The organism is Streptomyces sp. SID13666 (assembly GCF_010548325.1).
In the GTDB taxonomy this organism is placed as follows: Bacteria; Actinomycetota; Actinomycetes; order Streptomycetales; family Streptomycetaceae; genus Actinacidiphila; species Actinacidiphila fildesensis.
Genome location: NZ_JAAGLX010000037.1, coordinates 25,168 through 41,097 on the forward strand (window position 1 = coordinate 25,168; position 15,930 = coordinate 41,097).

16 protein-coding genes are annotated in these 15,930 nt (G+C 70.0%); 5 read left to right on the forward strand and 11 right to left on the reverse strand.

The genetic code is table 11. From position 1 onward, the window contains the following. Window positions 1-38: 38 nt before the first annotated feature. Window positions 39-815 carry an alpha/beta hydrolase gene (locus G3I60_RS33175; protein ID WP_138352214.1) on the forward strand — a complete coding sequence of 259 codons (777 nt, stop codon included), beginning with the start codon at window positions 39-41 and terminating at the stop codon, window positions 813-815. 21 nt (window positions 816-836) lie between these two features. Here the strand turns inward: G3I60_RS33175 and G3I60_RS33180 are convergent, their stop codons facing one another. Beyond that, complete coding sequence (locus G3I60_RS33180) at window positions 837-1,823, reverse strand: LysR family transcriptional regulator (protein WP_138352215.1); 987 nt, start codon at window positions 1,821-1,823, stop codon at window positions 837-839. A gap of 92 nt (window positions 1,824-1,915) precedes the next feature. On the opposite strand from G3I60_RS33180, the gene G3I60_RS33185 reads away from it, so the two are divergent. Continuing rightward, entirely contained in the window at window positions 1,916-3,259 is a 1,344-nt protein-coding gene (locus G3I60_RS33185) for an MFS transporter (protein ID WP_138352216.1), read from the forward strand. Window positions 3,260-3,338: 79 nt separating this feature from the next. On the opposite strand, the gene G3I60_RS33190 is transcribed toward G3I60_RS33185, so the two are convergent. Together G3I60_RS33190 and G3I60_RS33195 are read right to left on the reverse strand one after the other, a co-directional pair. Further along, the gene (locus G3I60_RS33190; RefSeq protein WP_164294933.1) at window positions 3,339-3,929 is read right to left on the reverse strand and encodes a Uma2 family endonuclease; all 591 of its coding nucleotides are present in this window, start codon (window positions 3,927-3,929) and stop codon (window positions 3,339-3,341) included. A gap of 108 nt (window positions 3,930-4,037) precedes the next feature. Further along, window positions 4,038-4,430: an ATP-binding protein gene (locus G3I60_RS33195; protein ID WP_343241244.1), complete on the reverse strand. Its 393-nt coding sequence runs from the start codon at window positions 4,428-4,430 to the stop codon at window positions 4,038-4,040. Between the two features lie 308 nt (window positions 4,431-4,738). Between G3I60_RS33195 and G3I60_RS33200 the strand changes: the two genes are divergently transcribed. The 3 genes from G3I60_RS33200 to G3I60_RS33210 are packed head-to-tail and all read left to right on the forward strand — an operon-like array spanning window position 4,739 to window position 6,078. Next, window positions 4,739-5,620: a helix-turn-helix transcriptional regulator gene (locus G3I60_RS33200; RefSeq protein ID WP_164294987.1), complete on the forward strand. Its 882-nt coding sequence runs from the start codon at window positions 4,739-4,741 to the stop codon at window positions 5,618-5,620. Between the two features lie 5 nt (window positions 5,621-5,625). Then, entirely contained in the window at window positions 5,626-5,844 is a 219-nt protein-coding gene (locus G3I60_RS33205) for a DUF397 domain-containing protein (RefSeq protein WP_164294935.1), read from the forward strand. Between the two features lie 15 nt (window positions 5,845-5,859). Next, window positions 5,860-6,078 (forward strand): DUF397 domain-containing protein, encoded by a 219-nt coding sequence (locus G3I60_RS33210; protein WP_164294936.1) that lies wholly within the window; start codon window positions 5,860-5,862, stop codon window positions 6,076-6,078. A 143-nt stretch (window positions 6,079-6,221) separates the two neighbouring features. Here the strand turns inward: G3I60_RS33210 and G3I60_RS33215 are convergent, their stop codons facing one another. The 8 genes from G3I60_RS33215 to G3I60_RS33250 form a co-directional block, all read right to left on the reverse strand. Beyond that, a complete protein-coding gene (locus tag G3I60_RS33215; RefSeq protein ID WP_138352221.1) occupies window positions 6,222-7,499 on the reverse strand; it encodes a thymidine phosphorylase in 1,278 nt (425 codons plus the stop codon). A 13-nt stretch (window positions 7,500-7,512) separates the two neighbouring features. Continuing rightward, a complete protein-coding gene (locus tag G3I60_RS45900; RefSeq protein ID WP_164294937.1) occupies window positions 7,513-8,028 on the reverse strand; it encodes a cytidine deaminase in 516 nt (171 codons plus the stop codon). Next, the gene (locus tag G3I60_RS45905) at window positions 8,025-9,251 is read right to left on the reverse strand and encodes an ABC transporter permease (RefSeq protein ID WP_269287428.1); all 1,227 of its coding nucleotides are present in this window, start codon (window positions 9,249-9,251) and stop codon (window positions 8,025-8,027) included. Before G3I60_RS45905 ends, G3I60_RS45900 begins: the two co-directional genes overlap by 4 nt. Window positions 9,252-9,298: 47 nt before the next feature. Continuing rightward, window positions 9,299-10,408 (reverse strand): ABC transporter permease, encoded by a 1,110-nt coding sequence (locus tag G3I60_RS33230; protein ID WP_138352223.1) that lies wholly within the window; start codon window positions 10,406-10,408, stop codon window positions 9,299-9,301. After that, entirely contained in the window at window positions 10,405-11,970 is a 1,566-nt protein-coding gene (locus G3I60_RS33235) for an ABC transporter ATP-binding protein (RefSeq protein WP_244809846.1), read from the reverse strand. Before G3I60_RS33235 ends, G3I60_RS33230 begins: the two co-directional genes overlap by 4 nt. A gap of 182 nt (window positions 11,971-12,152) precedes the next feature. Then, window positions 12,153-13,187: a BMP family ABC transporter substrate-binding protein gene (locus G3I60_RS33240; protein WP_164294938.1), complete on the reverse strand. Its 1,035-nt coding sequence runs from the start codon at window positions 13,185-13,187 to the stop codon at window positions 12,153-12,155. Between the two features lie 153 nt (window positions 13,188-13,340). After that, window positions 13,341-14,474 (reverse strand): amidohydrolase, encoded by a 1,134-nt coding sequence (locus G3I60_RS33245; RefSeq protein WP_164294939.1) that lies wholly within the window; start codon window positions 14,472-14,474, stop codon window positions 13,341-13,343. A gap of 275 nt (window positions 14,475-14,749) precedes the next feature. Next, a complete protein-coding gene (locus tag G3I60_RS33250; RefSeq protein ID WP_164294940.1) occupies window positions 14,750-15,865 on the reverse strand; it encodes a hypothetical protein in 1,116 nt (371 codons plus the stop codon). Window positions 15,866-15,930 lie beyond the last annotated feature (65 nt).

Here is a 15,930-nt window from a genome sequence, read left to right on the forward strand (position 1 = left end):
CATGTAGCGCACACCCCTCCGTCTGCCATCGTTGGGCCATGGCTTCGCAAGCATTAACGGCGCGGGATGCCCGGCTCGGCCGGCCGGTCGCGCCAGGACTCGTTCCCGCCCCGCGGCGCGAGACCGGAGAGACGGTCCGCGCCGTCGTCCTTGTCCTCCCCGGCGGTGACGCCACCAGCACCCGCCGCCGCTCCCCGCTGGCCGCCGCCCTCATGTGGCCGCTCGCCCGCCATCTGGTGCGCGAAGGCCGGGCCGACGGTCTCGCCGCCCATGTCGTCCACTACCGCTACCGCGGCTGGAACGGCGGCAACGCCCATCCGGCGGAGGACGCCGCATGGGCCGTCGGCGAGATCGTCCGCCGCTACGGCGACGTCCCGGTCTGCCTCGTCGGCATGGACATGGGCGCCCGCGCGGCGCTGCACGCCGCGGGCCACCCCGCCGTCAACTCCGTTGTGGCGCTGTCCCCTTGGCTGCCGCCCGGCGAGGAACCCGATCCGGTGAAACAGCTCATCGGCCGCCAGGTCCTCATAGCCCACGGCACCGACGACTTCGCCACCGATCCCGAACTCTCCTACCTCCTCGCGGAACGCGCCAAGAAGGTCAACCGCGACGTGTGCCGCTTCGAGGTCCACACCGACGGCCACACCCTCCACCAACACCGCGCCGAGATCTTCGCCCTCACCACCGACTTCACCCTGGGCGCCCTCCTCGACCGCCCCTTCGCCCGCCCCATCGCGGACGCACTGGCGGCACCACCACCGCTGGGCCTGCGAATGCCACTCGCCTCCGGCTTCGGCCAGTCCCTCCACCACTAGGGCCTGGCCCTGGGCCGCGGCCTACCGCGGCAGCAGCTGCCCCCGGCGCGACAGCAGGAACTTCTTGAACGCCGCCACCGGCGCCGTGTCCGGATGCCCGTCCAGCCACGCCACCCCGATGTACCGCACCGCGCGCGGCGCCGACACCGTCAGCTCGACCACCCCCGGCCGCGGCACCGCCGGCGGCGGCAACAGAGCCACGCCCAGCCCCGCCGCCACCAACCCGCGCAACGTCTCCGCCTCCTCGCCCTCGAACGCGAGGCGCGGTACGAAGCCCGCCTCGGCGCAGAGGTCGTCGGTGATCCGCCGCAGCCCGTAGCCCGGTTCGAGGGCGACGAACAGATCGCCCGCGGCCTCGTCCAGCCGGACCCGCTTACGGTTCGCCAGCCGGTGGTCGGCCGGGACCACCAGCCGCAGCCGCTGCTCGTCGAGCCGCCGGACCACCAGGTCCGGCGCGTCCGGCGGCGGCGACGTCAGGCACAGGTCCAGCTCGCCGGCGCGCAGCCGCTCCAGCATCGCCTCGGCGTAGTTCTGCACCAGCTGGAACTGCACGCGCGGATAGTCCGCGCGGAAGCCGCGCAACAGCGACGGGACGGTCTCGGACCCGAGCGTGTGCAGAAAGCCGAACGCCACCTTGCCCGTATGCGGATCGGCGTCCACCCGTACCGCCTCGGCGGACCGCTCCACCTCGCCGAGCGCCCGCTCCGCCGACGCCAGGAAGGTGTGACCCGCGCGGGTCAGCTGGACGTTGCGGCCCCGGCGGGCGAACAGCGCGACCCCCAGATCCTGCTCCAGCCGGACCATCGCACGGCTCAACGTCGACTGCGGCATCCCGAGTTGCTGCGCGGCGCGCGTCACGTGCTCGTGCCGCGCCACGGCGGCGAACTGGGCGAGGCGCGGCGCCAGCACCGCCGCCCAGGACTCGCCGTCCAGGTCCGCGACGGTCGGCGCCGCGACCGGCGGCCGGCCTGTTACGGAAGTGTCTTTTCCGTTGCGGGGCGATGACATCGACCCAGCTGACCTCTGCTCATGCGTCACAGCATCAATACTGCACTGTTTGTGCATTGGACGCATAAAACCGGCGGTCCTAGATTCATGGCATGCCTCCCGCCGATACGGAGGCGTCCGCCGCACTGCGCGCGGGCGCCTCTGCTCCGCCGTCCCCCGACACCACCGCCAAGCTCAGCCCCGGCAGCCCCGGGTACCGCCGCGCCAACTTCGCGCTCTTCGCCGCCGGTCTCGCCACGTTCGCGCTCCTGTACTCCACGCAGGCACTGCTCCCCGCGATCTCCGCCGACCTCGCGCTGACCCCCGCACAGGCGAGCCTCACGGTCACCGCCACCACCGCCGCCCTCGCCATCGCGCTGCTGCCGGTGAGCGCGCTCAGCGAGAAGTACGGCCGTACGGCGGTCATGACCGCCTCCGTCTTCAGCGCGGCTCTCCTGGCCCTCGTGATCCCGTTCGCCCCGGACCTCACCACGCTCGTCGTGCTGCGTGCCGTGCAGGGCGTGGCACTGGCCGGGCTCCCCGCGACCGCCATGGCGTACCTCGCCGAGGAGATCCACCCCAAGGCGGTGGCCTCCGCGATCGGCCTGTACGTGGCGGGCAACAGCATCGGCGGCATGAGCTCGCGGGTGTTCTCCGGAGCGGTCTCCCAGGCACTCGGCTGGCGCACCGCCCTCTTCGTCGTCGGCCTCGTCGCGCTCGCCTGCGCCGCCGCGTTCCGCGTGCTCATCCCGAAGGCCCGGCACTTCCAGCCCGGCCCGGTGAACCCGCGCGCCCTGTGGCGCACCATCACCGGCCACCTCGGCAACCCGCTGCTGCGTCGGCTCTACGCGATCGGCCTGCTCTTCATGGCCGTGTTCGGCGCGGTCTACACGGTGCTCGGGTATCGGCTGATGGCTGAGCCGTTCGGGCTCTCGCAGACCGCGGTCGGCCTGATCTTCCTCGTGTACCTGGTGGGAACGGCGGCCTCGGCGGGCTCCGGTGCGCTTCTTGGCCGGGTCGGCCGCCGGGGGTCGCTCTACGTCGCGGTGAGTCTGGCGGCGGCCGGCCTGCTGCTGACTCTGTCGACGTCGCTGGTTCTGGTGCTTGCCGGCCTCGTACTGATCACCGGTGGCTTCTTCACCGGCCACGCCGTGGCGTCGTCTTCCGTGAGCCGGACGGCGACGACGGGTCGGGCGCAGGCGTCGGCGCTGTACCTGACGGCGTACTACATAGGGAACAGCGTGGGCGGCACGGTGGGCGCTTCCGCTTTCAACGCGGCAGGGTGGGAGGGGACGGTGGCCCTCAGCCTTTCGGCGCTGGTTGGGGTGGCGGGGATCACCCTCTACGCCACGCGGCGCGCTGTGCTTACTGCTCGGGCCGGTGGTGGGTCGGGGGCCGGGCCTTCCGGTGCAGGGGTCCGAAATCGACTATTTACGGGCGTGGCCGCCCACAAATAGCTCGGCAGCATTTCGGACCCCTGCACCTCCAGCCCCGTCCCCCTCACGTCCAAGCCCCGGCGTCGGCTGAGCCCGGCATCTAGCCGACGGGGAACGATCCCGTCGCCAGCGTGATCCCGAACGGCGCGGGCAGCTCGATCGGATCGCCGAACTTCACGGCGTGGTGAGACCGGTAGACATCACCCTCCGGCTCGCTGAACAGGGTGACGGTCGGACCGCCAGGTGCCCAGGAGTCGATCAGCAGATACAGCGGCACCCCGGCGCACGCGTAGGCGGCGGGTTTGCTGATCCGATCATGACCCGGGTTGCTCGGCGAGGTGATCTCGGCGATGAGCCGGGCCTCACTCGCGGCGATGAAATGACCGGGCCTCTGCAGCGCCGCCTTCGGCACAACCGCCAGGTCAGGGATGAAGAGGCCCTTGCGCGACGGCACTGCGAGCCCCTGCGTTTGAAAGATGCCCCAGTCTCGGGGGATCACCCGATACAGCTCACGTTGCAGATCATCCGCAATGTTGTTGTGGTCATTGGCGCGCGGTGGTGCCACGGTGACGATCCCCTCGATGATCTCCACCGTGCAGCCCTCGGGTACGTCCGTCTCTTCCCAGATACGGACGAGGTCGTCCCAGCCGTAGCCGCTGTGCGACTCCGGCTCGACGTTGAGTGCGCTCATGGTGTGCTCCTCGTTCGGTACGTCACCGATCCCAGCATGCCGAACGGGATCGGTGGACGTCCACCGATCCCGTTCACCCAAACGAGGAAACCGCAGGCCAGGGCCTCATCAGCGGCGGCTGGGGTCGGCGGCCACCTGGGCCCAGACGAGTTTGCCGACGCCCTGGCGGGTGTTCACGCCCCAGCATCCGCGGGTGAGCTCCTGCACCAGCGCGAGGCCGCGCCCCCATTCGTCGTCCTCGGACGGCTGCCGCATCTCCGGCCGCTTCCCGTTCGCGTCATGCACCTCGATGCGCACGCCGCCGGGCAGACGGATGACCCGCGTCTCGACCCGTCGCCCCGGCACCCGTCCGTGCACCACGGCATTCGTCATCAGTTCGGAGATGACGAGCACAGCCGGTTCGGCGAGGCCTGCCAATCCCCAGTCGTTGAGCGTCTCCTCCAGCAGGTGCCGGGCTTGGCCGACCGAGCGGGGTGAGGACGGCCACCGCGTTGTCACCACGGAGGCCCCATCGCGAACTCCGCCCCTGGGCGGTACCTGTTGCATCGTCGTGCCTCCGTCATCCCGGAGCCGTTACTCTCGGCGAAGTCGTGCGTGCTCTATGTGAGCAACCGCATGCAAGCGTGGCACTCCCGGCGCTACGGTGATAGCGCTCCAGCGGAATTCTGCCGTCAACTTTTCGCGTGAACTTCGTTGTCCCACCAGGGATTTCACACCCCACGACGACATCTCCCGCTGTGGCGCAGAAGGTTCCTTGCACGCGCGGAACCTTCCCCCACACACTGGAACACTGCGCGGAGGAGAAGCAGATGATCACAGACGTGGAGGCGGCAACGCCCGCTCTCTGCCGCCTCCAGTTAGGCAGCGAACTGCGCCAACTGCGGCTGGCCGCCGGCCTCAAGGGTGCCCAAGTGGTCAAGAAGCTGATCTGGAGCCCCTCGAAGCTCACCCGGCTGGAAACCGGGGAGAATTCGTCTGTCGAGACCGCTGATGTGATGGCCCTCTGCGAGATCTACGGAGCTGATCCGGAGACCCGGGCTCGGCTGCAGGGCTACGCGGGCGTCACGAAGACGAAGAAGGATTGGTGGCTGACGCCGGAATACCGGCCGGTCATCCGGCCCGGCTTCAAGGCCTACCTCGATCTGGAGGCCACCGCCGCGGTACTCCAGAACTACGAAGCCGAATTCGTCCCTGGCCTGTTGCAGACCGAGGCATACGTCCACGCGATCTATCAGGCGGACGCGGCCCTCTCGGCCGATGACATCGATCGACTGGTCGCCATTCGGACGACCCGGCAGGAAGTTCTGCACCGTGCGAAGACACCGCTGAAGTTCACGGCGATCATCAACGAGGCCGTGCTGCGTCGCTGCGTCGGCGGAGCGACGGTCATGCGGGAGCAACTCACCCACATCGTGAACGTCACGGAGTCCCGGCCCAACGTACGGGTGCAGATCGTGCCGTTCCGGGCCGGGGTTCATTCGGGAATGAGCGGGTCGTTCTTCGTCCTGCACTTTCCTGAACGGCTCGCCCTGAAGCCGATGGCCTACATGGAGAACCTGACGGACGCGGTCGTCAAACGCAGCGACGGTGCCGTCGAGCGATACGCGGACGCGTTCTCCGAACTGCAAGCCCTTGCTCCGGGACCGCAGGAGTCCCTGAGCATGATCAAGGAAGCGATCAAGGAGCATTGATACAGATGACCACCAAGGCCGACACCCTCAACGATGCCGCCTGGTTCAAATCCAGCTACAGCGACAACCAGGGCGGCGCATGCGTCGAGGGCGCCCGCCTTCCGGACGGCTCGATGGCCGTCCGCGACTCCAAGGACCCGCACGGCCCCGCCCTGATCTTCACCGCCGACGCATGGCAGTCGTTCGCGTCCGCGACCCAAAACGGCGAGTTCCCCGCAGCTTAAGGAGCATTGATACCGATGATCATCAAGGCTGCGGCCCTGAGCGGCGCCGAGTGGTTCAAGTCGAGTTATAGCAATGACCATGGCGGCGACTGCGTCGAGGCCGCCCGCCTTCCGGACGGATCGATGGCCGTCCGCGACTCCAAGGACCCGCACGGGCCCGCCCTGGTCTTCACCGCCGACGCATGGCGGTCATTCGCGGCCGCAGTCGGGTACGGCGAGTTCCCCGACGCCTGAGTACGGACGGAGGGGGACGGGGGCGGAGGGGGTGGGGTTCGAAATGCTGCCGAGCTATTTGTGGGCCGCCAGGCCCGTAAATAGTCGATTTCGAACCCCACCCCCGGAGTCACCGGCCCCCGGCCCGCCCACGCACCCGCAGGTCAGGCGATCCGGTCCAAGACAATCGGCTTGGGCTCGAACGCCGCGCCCGGCGCCCCCACCAGCACCCCACCGTCCAGCGCGTCCAGCGCGTACGCGAACTTCTCCGGCGTGTCCGTGTGCAGCGTCATGAGGGGCTGGCCCGCCACGACGGAGTCGCCCGGCTTGGCGTGGAGCTCGACGCCCGCGCCGAGCTGGACCACGTCCTCCTTGCGCGCGCGCCCGGCGCCGAGGCGCCACGCCGCGATGCCGACGGCGTACGCGTCGAGGACTTCGAGGACGCCGCTCGTCGAGGCGTGCACGACGTGCTGTTCCCGCGCCACCGGCAACGTGGCGTCGGGGTCGCCGCCCTGGGCGGCGATCATGCGGCGCCAGACGTCCATCGCGGAGCCGTCCGCGAGGGCCTTTGCCGGGTCGGCGTCGGGCAGACCGGCCGCGTCGAGCATCTCGCGCGCCAGCGCCAGCGTGAGCTCGACGACGTCGGAAGGCCCACCGCCCGCCAACACCTCGACAGACTCCCGCACCTCCAGCGCGTTACCGGCCGTGAGGCCGAGCGGCGTGGACATGTCCGTCAGCAGCGCGACCGTGCGCACGCCGTGGTCCGTGCCGAGGCCGACCATCGTCGACGCCAGCTCGCGCGCGTCCTCGATCGTCTTCATGAAGGCGCCGGTGCCGACCTTCACGTCGAGCACGAGCGACCCCGTGCCCTCGGCGATCTTCTTCGACATGATCGAGGAGGCGATGAGCGGGATCGCCTCGACGGTGCCGGTGACGTCGCGCAGCGCGTAGAGCTTCTTGTCGGCGGGGGCGAGGCCGTCGCCCGCGGCGCAGATGACGGCGCCGGTGCCGCGCAGCACGTCGAGCATCTCGGCGTTGGTCAGCGACGCGCGCCAGCCCGGGATGGACTCCAGCTTGTCGAGGGTGCCGCCGGTGTGGCCGAGGCCGCGGCCGGACAGCTGCGGCACGGCCGCGCCGCAGGCGGCCACGAGCGGGGCCAGCGGCAGCGTGATCTTGTCGCCGACGCCACCGGTGGAGTGCTTGTCGGAGGTGGGGCGCGGGAGGGAGGAGAAGTCCATCCGCTCACCGGAGTTGATCATCGCGGCGGTCCAGCGGGCGATCTCGGCACGGTCCATGCCGTTGAGGAGGATCGCCATGGCGAGCGCGGACATCTGCTCGTCGGCCACGACACCGCGCGTGTACGCGTCGATGACCCAGTCGATCTGCTCGTCGCTGAGGCGGCCGCGGTCGCGCTTGGTGCGGATGACGGAAATGACGTCCATGACAGGGGTTTCCTTAGCGGTTCAGGTCTTCGGAGCCGAAGGCGTCCGGCAGGACTTCGCTCATCGGGACGACGCCGCGCGGCGTGTCGACGAGGAGGCCGGGGCCGCCGTTCTCCCACAGCAGCTGGCGGCACCGGCCGCACGGCATGAGGAGGTTGCCGCGCAGGTCCACGCAGGTGAAGGCGGTGAGCCGGCCGCCGCCGGAGGCGTGCAGCGCGGAGACGAGTCCGCATTCGGCGCAGAGCGCGACGCCGTAGGAAGCGTTCTCGACGTTGCAGCCGACGACGACACGGCCGTCGTCGACGAGGGCGGCGGCGCCGACCGGGAAGTGCGAGTACGGGGCGTAGGCCCGGGACATGATGTCCCGGGCCTGCTTCCGCAAGCCCTCCCAGTCGACGGAGTCGACGGCCCCGGAGCCGGCCTCGGCACCAGCACCGGCCTCGGCACCAGCACCCGCACCAACACCGGCACCGGCACCGGCACCGGCACCCGCAGGCTCGTCGAAGCCCTCGGCAGGAGGATGCGTCACTTGCCCTGGCCCTTCCGGTACGGCTGGCCGTCGGCCGCCGGCATCCGCAGTCGCTGCGAGGCGAGCGCGAGCACCAGCAGGGTGACGATGTACGGCGTGGCCCCGACGAGCTGGTCCGGGACCGTGTCGGTCAGGGAGTACCAGACGACCAGCAGCGCGGCGACGGCGCCGCCCACCACGGCCGGCAGGTACTTCTTCTGGTAGAGCCGCCAGGCGGCCAGCGCGGCCAGGCCGACCGCGAGGGCGAGCAGCAGGGCGTGCACGGTCTCGCCGCCGTTGCGGAGCTGGAGGCTGTCGGAGTAGCCGAACAGGCCCGCGCCCATGGCGAGCCCGCCGGGCCGCCAGTTACCGAAGATCATGGCGGCGAGGCCGATGTAGCCGCGGCCGCCGGTCTGGCCCTCGTTGTAGATGTGCGAGGGGACGATGGCGAGGAACGCGCCGCCGAGGCCGGCGAGACCGCCGGAGGCGATGACCGCCAGGTACTTGTACTTGTAGACGTTGACGCCCAGCGACTCGGCGGCGATCGGGTTCTCACCGCAGGAGCGCAGCCGCAGACCGAACGCGGTCCGCCACAGGACGAAGAACGTGGCCACGAAGAGCGCCGCGGCCAGGATGGTGAGCGACGACAGGTCCGTGACGAGGCCGCCGATGATCCCGGCGATGTCCGAGATCAGGAACCAGTGGTGGCCTTCGAGGGTGTGCATCCAGTCGGAGAGGCCGGGGACGGTGAACGACTTGATGTCGTCCATCGGCGGCGACTGCTTGGGGCTGCCACCCGCGGCCGCGGCCTTGCCCATGCTGAACCAGATCTTGGCCAGGTACTGGGTGGTACCCAGCGCCAGGATGTTGATCGCCACACCGGAGACGATGTGGTCGACGCCGAAGGTAACGGTCACGACGGCGTGGATCAGGCCGCCGGCCGCGCCACCGAGGATGCCGGCGAGGACGGCGAGCCACGGGTTGGTCTGCCAGCCCGCCCATGCTCCGAAGAACATGCCGAGCATCATCATGCCCTCGAGGCCGATGTTGACGACGCCGGCCCGCTCCGACCACAGGCCGCCGAGTCCGGCGAGGCCGATCGGCACGGCCATGGTCAGGGCGCCGGAGATCTGCCCGGAGGATGTCATGTCGTTGGCGCCGGTGATGGCGCGTACAGCGGAGATGAGGATCAGCGCGCCCGCGATGATCAGCAGCACACGGGAGAACGTGAGCTTGGCGCGGATCTTCGCCGCGGGGCTCTTGGCGGTCTTGCCGGGGGTAGCCGTGGCGCTCACGCTGCCGCCTCCTGCTTGGTGCGGGCCTGGGCGGCGAGTTCTTCGCCGACCTTCTGTTGCTGGCGTTTGATGCCGTAGCGGCGGACGACCTCGTAGGCGATGACGACGCAGAGCACGATGATGCCCTGCATGACGCCGACGATTTCCTTGTCGTAGTCCTCGAACTCCAGCTTGCTGGACGCGATTTCCAACCAGCCCCACAGCAGCGCGGCCAGCGCGATACCGATCGGGTGGTTCCGGCCGAGCAGCGCCACGGCGATGCCCGTGAAGCCGATACCGGCCGGGAACTCGGTGCTGAACTGGTGCGCGTCGTTGAGCAGCACCGGCATGCCGACAAGACCGGCGATGGCGCCCGAGAGCAGCATGCTGGTGATGATCATGCGCTTGACGTTGACCCCGCTGGCGCCGGCCGCGGACTCCGAGCGGCCGACCGTCCGCAGGTCGAAGCCGAAGCGGGTGCGGGAGAGGCCGAACCAGTAGAGGACGCCGACGAGGACGGCGATGACGATGAAGCCCCAGATCGTGCCGTCCGTGCCCATGTCGAACCCGAAGAAGTGCCCCGAGGAGGGGATTTCCTTGGTGGAGACCGAGTTGGTGTCCGCGTGCAGCTGGGCGAGCCGGCCGGGGATCATGAAGTAGCCGATCACCGCGGTGGCGATGGCGTTCAGCATGATCGTGGTGATGACCTCGCTGACCCCGCGGGTCACCTTGAGCACACCCGCGATGCCCGCCCACATCGCGCCGACGAGCATCGCGGTGAGGATGATCAGCGGGATCTGGATGACGGAGGGCAGGTTCACCGCGCCGCCGACGACGGCCGCGAAGAAGGCCGCGAGGCGGTACTGGCCGTCGACGCCGATGTTGAACAGGTTCATCCGGAAGCCGATGGCCACCGCGATGCCGGCGAGGTAGTACGGCGTCGCCTTGTTGAGGATGAAGACCTGGCTGTCGCTCGTCAGGCCCTTGTCGAACATCACGTTGAACGCGTGGAACGGTTCCTTGCCGGTGGCCAGGAGCACGAGCGCGGTGAGGACGAAGGCGGCGACGATCGCCAGTACGGGAGCGGCCAGGCCGAGGATCAGCCGATCCTTGTCGAACTTCTTCATCGGTCCTCTCCTTCGGCGTCCGTGTGCTCGAGGTGGCCGGAAGCGGCGCCGGTCATGGCGGAACCCAGCTCCTCAGGAGTGATCGTGGCGGGGTCGGCGTCCGCGACCAGGTGGCCGCGGTACATCACCCGCAGGGTGTCGGACAGGCCGATCAGTTCGTCCAGGTCGGCGGAGATCAGCAGCACGGCGAGGCCCTCGCGGCGGGCCTGCCGGATCTGGTCCCAGATCTGCGCCTGCGCGCCGACGTCCACACCGCGGGTCGGGTGCGCGGCGATCAGCAGCTTGGGCAGGTGGCTCATCTCGCGGCCGACGATCAGCTTCTGCTGGTTGCCGCCGGAGAGGGACGCCGCGGTGACCTCGATGCCGGGCGTACGGACGTCGTACTCCTTGACGATCCGTTCGGTGTCGCGGCGGGCCGCGGTCAGGTCCAGCAGCGCGCCGCGGCTGTTGGGCTTCTCGGTGACGTGGCCGAGGATGCGGTTCTCCCACAGCGTGCCTTCGAGGAGCAGGCCGTGCCGGTGGCGGTCCTCGGGGATGTACCCGATGCCGTCCTCGCGCCGCTTGCGGGTGGGGGCGGTGGAGATGTCGGCGCCGTCCAGGGTGATCACGCCGGCGTCGGGGGTCCGCATGCCCATGATGGCCTCGACCAGTTCGGCCTGGCCGTTGCCCTCGACCCCGGCGATGCCGAGCACTTCGCCCTTGTGGATCGTCAGGCTGACGTCGCCGAGCACGGTGCGCTCGATGCCCTCGGCGTCGACGGCGGCCAGCTTCAGCCCCTTGACGTCCAGCAGGACCTCGCTGGTCACCGTGGACTCGCGGGTCTCCGGCGACGGCAGTTCACTGCCGACCATGAGCTCGGCGAGCTGCTTGACGGTGACCGACTTCGGGTCGGCGTCGCCGACCGTCGTACCGCGGCGGATGACCGTGATCGCGTCGGCGACCGAGAGCACCTCGCCCAGCTTGTGCGAGATGAAGATGATCGTCAGGCCCTCGGACTTGAGCTCGCGGAGGTTGGCGAAGAGCGCCTCGACCTCCTGCGGCACGAGGACCGCGGTCGGCTCGTCCAGGATCAGGGTGCGGGCGCCGCGGTAGAGGACCTTGAGGATCTCCACGCGCTGCCGGTCGGCCACCCCGAGGTCCTCGACGAGGAGGTCGGGGCGGACGCCGAGGCCGTAGGCGTCGGAGAGCTCCTTGATCTTGGCGCGGGCCTTGCCGCCGATGCCGTGCAACTGCTCGGCGCCGAGAACGATGTTCTCCAGCACGGTGAGGTTGTCGGCCAGCATGAAGTGCTGGTGCACCATCCCGATGCCGAGCCGGATGGCGTCGGCCGGGGTGTGCAGGTCCGCCTTCTCGCCGTCGAGGGTGATGGTCCCCTCGTCGGGGCGCTGCATCCCGTAAAGGATCTTCATGAGGGTCGACTTGCCCGCGCCGTTCTCGCCGACCAGGGCGTGGACGGTGCCACGGAGCACGGTGATGTCGATGTCGCGGTTGGCGACGACGCCGGGGAAGCGTTTGGTGATGCCGCGGAGTTCGACGGCGGGGGGACTGCTGGACGCGTTGATGACGCACTCTCCTCGCGGGGCAGAGCGGAGCGATGGGGGTGAACGTATCGCGAGGATCGGACTCTACGCGCGTAGCGGCGCCAGATCCACAGTTGTCGCGGGATACATACGGCACGGTGGCCGCACAAGGCACGAGGCCCGGCAGGGAGCGTGACGTTCCCTGCCGGGCCTCGCGTCGGTGATCAGCTGGTCGGAGTCGTCCGGACCGTCAGCGTGCCGTCGGTGATCTTCTTCTTCGCGGCGTCGAGCTGGGCCTGGATGTCATCGATGTAGCCACCGGAGGTGGCCAGGCCGACGCCACCCGCCTTGAGGTTGTAGACGTGCGTGCCGGTCAGCGGCTTGCCGTCCTTGACGCTCTTGATGACGTCGTAGACCGAACCGTCGACGTTCTTGACGGCGGAGGTCAGGATCGCGGTCTTCCACTGCGCCAGGCCCTTGTCCTGGTACTGGTCGCCGTCGACGCCGATCGCCCAGGTGCCCTTCTTGCCCGCGACGGCCTCGATGGCGCCGGCGCCGGAGCTGCCCGCGGCCGCGTAGATCACGTCGATGCCGCGGTCGAGCATGCCCTTGGCCTTGGCCTTGCCCTCAGCCGGCTTCGCGAAGCCGGAGAAGTCGCCGCCCTGGGTGATGTACTCGATGTCGACCGAGACGTCGGGCTTGGTGTCCTTGACGCCCTGCTGGTAGCCGGCCGCGAACTTCTTGATCAGCGTGGTGTCCACGCCGCCGATGAAGCCGACCTTGTTGGTCTTGGTCTTCAGCGCCGCGGCGACACCCGCGAGGTAGGAGCTCTGCTCCTCGGTGAAGTTGATGCTGTCGATGTTCGCGCCCTCGACCACGGAGTCGACGATCGCGAAGGTCGTCTTCGGGAACTTCTTCGAGACGGCCTTCACCGAGTCGGCATAGGCGAAGCCGACACCGATGACCGGGTTGTAGCCCGCACCGGCGAGGTCGTTGAGCTTCTGCTCGCGGTCCGCCTCGGTGTCGGTGTTCTTGGCGGTGAGCTCCTTGCTGCCCAGGTTGAACTCGGCCTTGGCCTTGTCCAGTCCCTTGGCGGCGGAGTCGTTGAAGGAGTGGTCGCCTCGGCCGCCGACGTCGTAGGCGATACCGACGCCCTTGTCCTTGCTGTCGTCGGAGCTGCTGCTGCCACACGCGGTGGCGGTGAGGGCGAGGGCCGCGGACGCGACACCCGCAGCAACGATCTTGGTAACCCGGCGCACGAGGGTCCCCTTCATTCGAAAGCGCCCCGTCCGGCGCTGGCTAAGCGGGAGCTTAACGCGCGTAGATGTCAGGTAAAGGCTGAATGAAGACCTGTTATCGGATCGACGCATTTCGGCCAGGTGAACCACCCGTAAGCACCACGCCACCCACCGTCAGACCAGCAGCGCAGCCCCTGCGAGCAGCTCGGCGCCGATCACGACCGGGTCCTCGGCGTCCTGGGATTCACCCGGATGGACGCCGTGTCGCGCCGGCCCGTCGGCGGGTCGCAGACCGAGCCTGGCGAGCGCTCCCGGCACGTGCTCCAGGTACCAGGCGAAGTCCGCGCAGCCGAGGCTCTGACCGGTGTCCTCGACGGCGTGCGCGCCGCGGCTCAGCGTGATCGCCTCGCGCAGCAGCTCCGTCGACTCCACCTCGTTGACGACCGGCGGGACGACCCGCTGGTACCGGATCTCGCACTTCGCCCGGTACATGCCGGCCACCTGGTCGATCACCTCGTGCACCAGGTCGGGCGCGTCGTTCCAGGCCGCCAGGTCCAGGCAGCGGACGGTGCCCTCCAGCTCCGCGTGCTGCGGGATCACGTTGCAGGCGTGGCCGGCCTCGATGCGGTCCCACACGACCCGGACGCCGGAGCGCGGGTCCATCCGGCGGGCCAGCACGGCCGGCAGTTCGGTGGCCATCTTGGCGGTGGCCATCACCAGGTCGGTCGTCAGATGCGGGCGGGCGCTGTGGCCGCCCGCGCCGTCGAGCTTCAGGACCAGACGGCCGACGGCCGCGGTGATCGGGCCCTGCCGCAGACCGATCCGTCCGGCGTCGGTGTCCAGGTCGCCGTGCACGGCGAGGATCCGGCCGACGCCCTCCAGCACCTCCGCCTCGATGGCGCCGAGCGCTCCGCCCGGGGTCGCCTCCTCCGTCGGCTGCAGGATCAGCCGCACCGGGCGCGGCAGCCTGCCCTCGCGTTCCAGGGCGGCGAGCGCCAGAGCGGCGCCGAGCAGCACCGCGTCGATGTCGCTGTGCAGTGCCAGACGCGGACGGGCGGGGTCGGTGGCGCCGATGTCACAGACGATTCCGGTTCCGCCGGGCAGTACCCGCGGCCGTAGACCGTCCTGCTCCAGCCGGGCCAGAACGGCCGCGGCGGCGGCCTCGGCGTCGTGGGAGTCCGGCCGGCCCGTTGCGGGGCGGCGGCTCAAGTCCCGGCGGAACGCGATCAGTTCAGCGCGCAGCCCGGCGGGCAGCGCGCCGGATGGCACTGCGGGTGAGTCGTTCACCTCCGACAGCGTAGGCCCCATGGGAGATCCTCCAGCGTTGATCGAGAGAAATTCATTCCTGTTGAAGGAGAAGAAATCACCCGATCGGCGCATACCCAATCCCTCTGGGGGGTATCTCAGCCTCTTGGGCCTTCACCACCCATCCCATCCTCGCTCAACGATCCATCGATCGCGAGGCAACGGCTCCGGCGCAGGGGGTGTCCCGTGCCACACCGGGGTCCGGTGGCCCGGAGCGTAGGGGCCGGGCATCGCGGCCCACTGGATCCGCGGGGGGATCCGGGCCTGGACACAGCCCCCTAAGCGGTCGCGGTGACGGAGGTCAGGCCGTGCAGGTCCCTGGCGGTGCCGGTGATGCCGGAGAGGAAGCCCTGCGCGCGGGGTGAGGCGGTGTGGGTGAGCCAGCCGTCGTCGATGTCGCGGACGACGACCTTGACCCCGGTGCCGGCCAGCGCGAGCGGCAGCGTGTGGACGACCGTGGACGGGAAGCTGAGCACGGTGTGACCGATCGGCCCCCGGCGGGCGACCAGTTCCAGCGGCAGGTCGGGGCGGACGATCTCCAGCCCGGTCTGGACGGCGAGCCGGTGCAGCTTGGCCGTGTCCTCGCGGCGGTGCGCGAAGTAGCGGGTGGCGCCGTGGGATTCGGCGAGGGTGGCGACCGCGGCGAGGTAACGGTCGAGGTCGACGACCCCGGTCTCGACGAGGGACGTGCCGATGATGTCGGTGCCGGCGGTGATCCGCGGCGGCCCGAAGCGCGACCGCGTCCACGCGAACCGGTTGGCGCGCAGCGCCATCCCGGCCGGCGGTGTCGCGGGCATCGCGCTGAAGAGTTCGACGGTGCGGCGGCGGCCGGGGGTCAGCCGGCGGCGGGCGGCCGAGGCGAAGACCGCGAAAGCCGCGTCGACGGGCGACCGGCGGCCCGCGCGATGCCAGCGCACCAGACGGCCGCCCCTGCTCAGGATCTCGGTGAACTCCATGGTGGCGGTGCCGTCGTCGACCACGGTGATCTCCCGGGCCCGGCACAGCGGCAGGAGCACCTGCACCAGCCGGGAGAACGGATCACCGATGACGAGGTGGCGTACGCGCAGCAGCAGCGGCGCCAGGGTCATGGCGGTACGCAGCAGGCCGAGCCGGTTGCTGCGGGCCTCGAACCAGCGGACGGTGACGCCGTCGTCCCGGGCGAGCTCCGCCATGCGGCGCAGCTGCCCGCGGCTCATCGGGTCGCGGGGCGAGAGCACCACGACGGTGAGCGGGCCGGTGACCGGGCCGCCACCCGGGGCGGCCGGAGCCGCCCCGGGACGCGGCGCGGCGACCGCGGTCGGGGGGTGTATGTGCGACCACTCCAGGACGTTGAGGAGCTGGACAGGGGACTCGACCAGTGCGAGCGGTCCCCGGCCGGTTGCGGGCGCGGTCATCCCGTACTCCTCGTTCTCATGGTTCGCGTGGTGCGCGGTGCCCTCGGGTCATGGGGGCGTGCGCG

Coding starts and splice junctions, on each gene's coding strand:
- G3I60_RS33205 (WP_164294935.1), top strand. CDS start 5,626: ATGACCACCAAGGCCGACACCCTCAACGATGCCGCCTGGTTCAAATCC.
- G3I60_RS33200 (WP_164294987.1), top strand. CDS start 4,739: ATGATCACAGACGTGGAGGCGGCAACGCCCGCTCTCTGCCGCCTCCAG.
- G3I60_RS33175 (WP_138352214.1), top strand. CDS start 39: ATGGCTTCGCAAGCATTAACGGCGCGGGATGCCCGGCTCGGCCGGCCG.
- G3I60_RS33250 (WP_164294940.1), bottom strand. CDS start 15,865: ATGACCGCGCCCGCAACCGGCCGGGGACCGCTCGCACTGGTCGAGTCC.
- G3I60_RS33230 (WP_138352223.1), bottom strand. CDS start 10,408: ATGAAGAAGTTCGACAAGGATCGGCTGATCCTCGGCCTGGCCGCTCCC.
- G3I60_RS33245 (WP_164294939.1), bottom strand. CDS start 14,474: ATGGGGCCTACGCTGTCGGAGGTGAACGACTCACCCGCAGTGCCATCC.
- G3I60_RS33215 (WP_138352221.1), bottom strand. CDS start 7,499: ATGGACGTCATTTCCGTCATCCGCACCAAGCGCGACCGCGGCCGCCTC.
- G3I60_RS33190 (WP_164294933.1), bottom strand. CDS start 3,929: ATGAGCGCACTCAACGTCGAGCCGGAGTCGCACAGCGGCTACGGCTGG.
- G3I60_RS33185 (WP_138352216.1), top strand. CDS start 1,916: ATGCCTCCCGCCGATACGGAGGCGTCCGCCGCACTGCGCGCGGGCGCC.
- G3I60_RS33210 (WP_164294936.1), top strand. CDS start 5,860: ATGATCATCAAGGCTGCGGCCCTGAGCGGCGCCGAGTGGTTCAAGTCG.
- G3I60_RS33180 (WP_138352215.1), bottom strand. CDS start 1,823: ATGTCATCGCCCCGCAACGGAAAAGACACTTCCGTAACAGGCCGGCCG.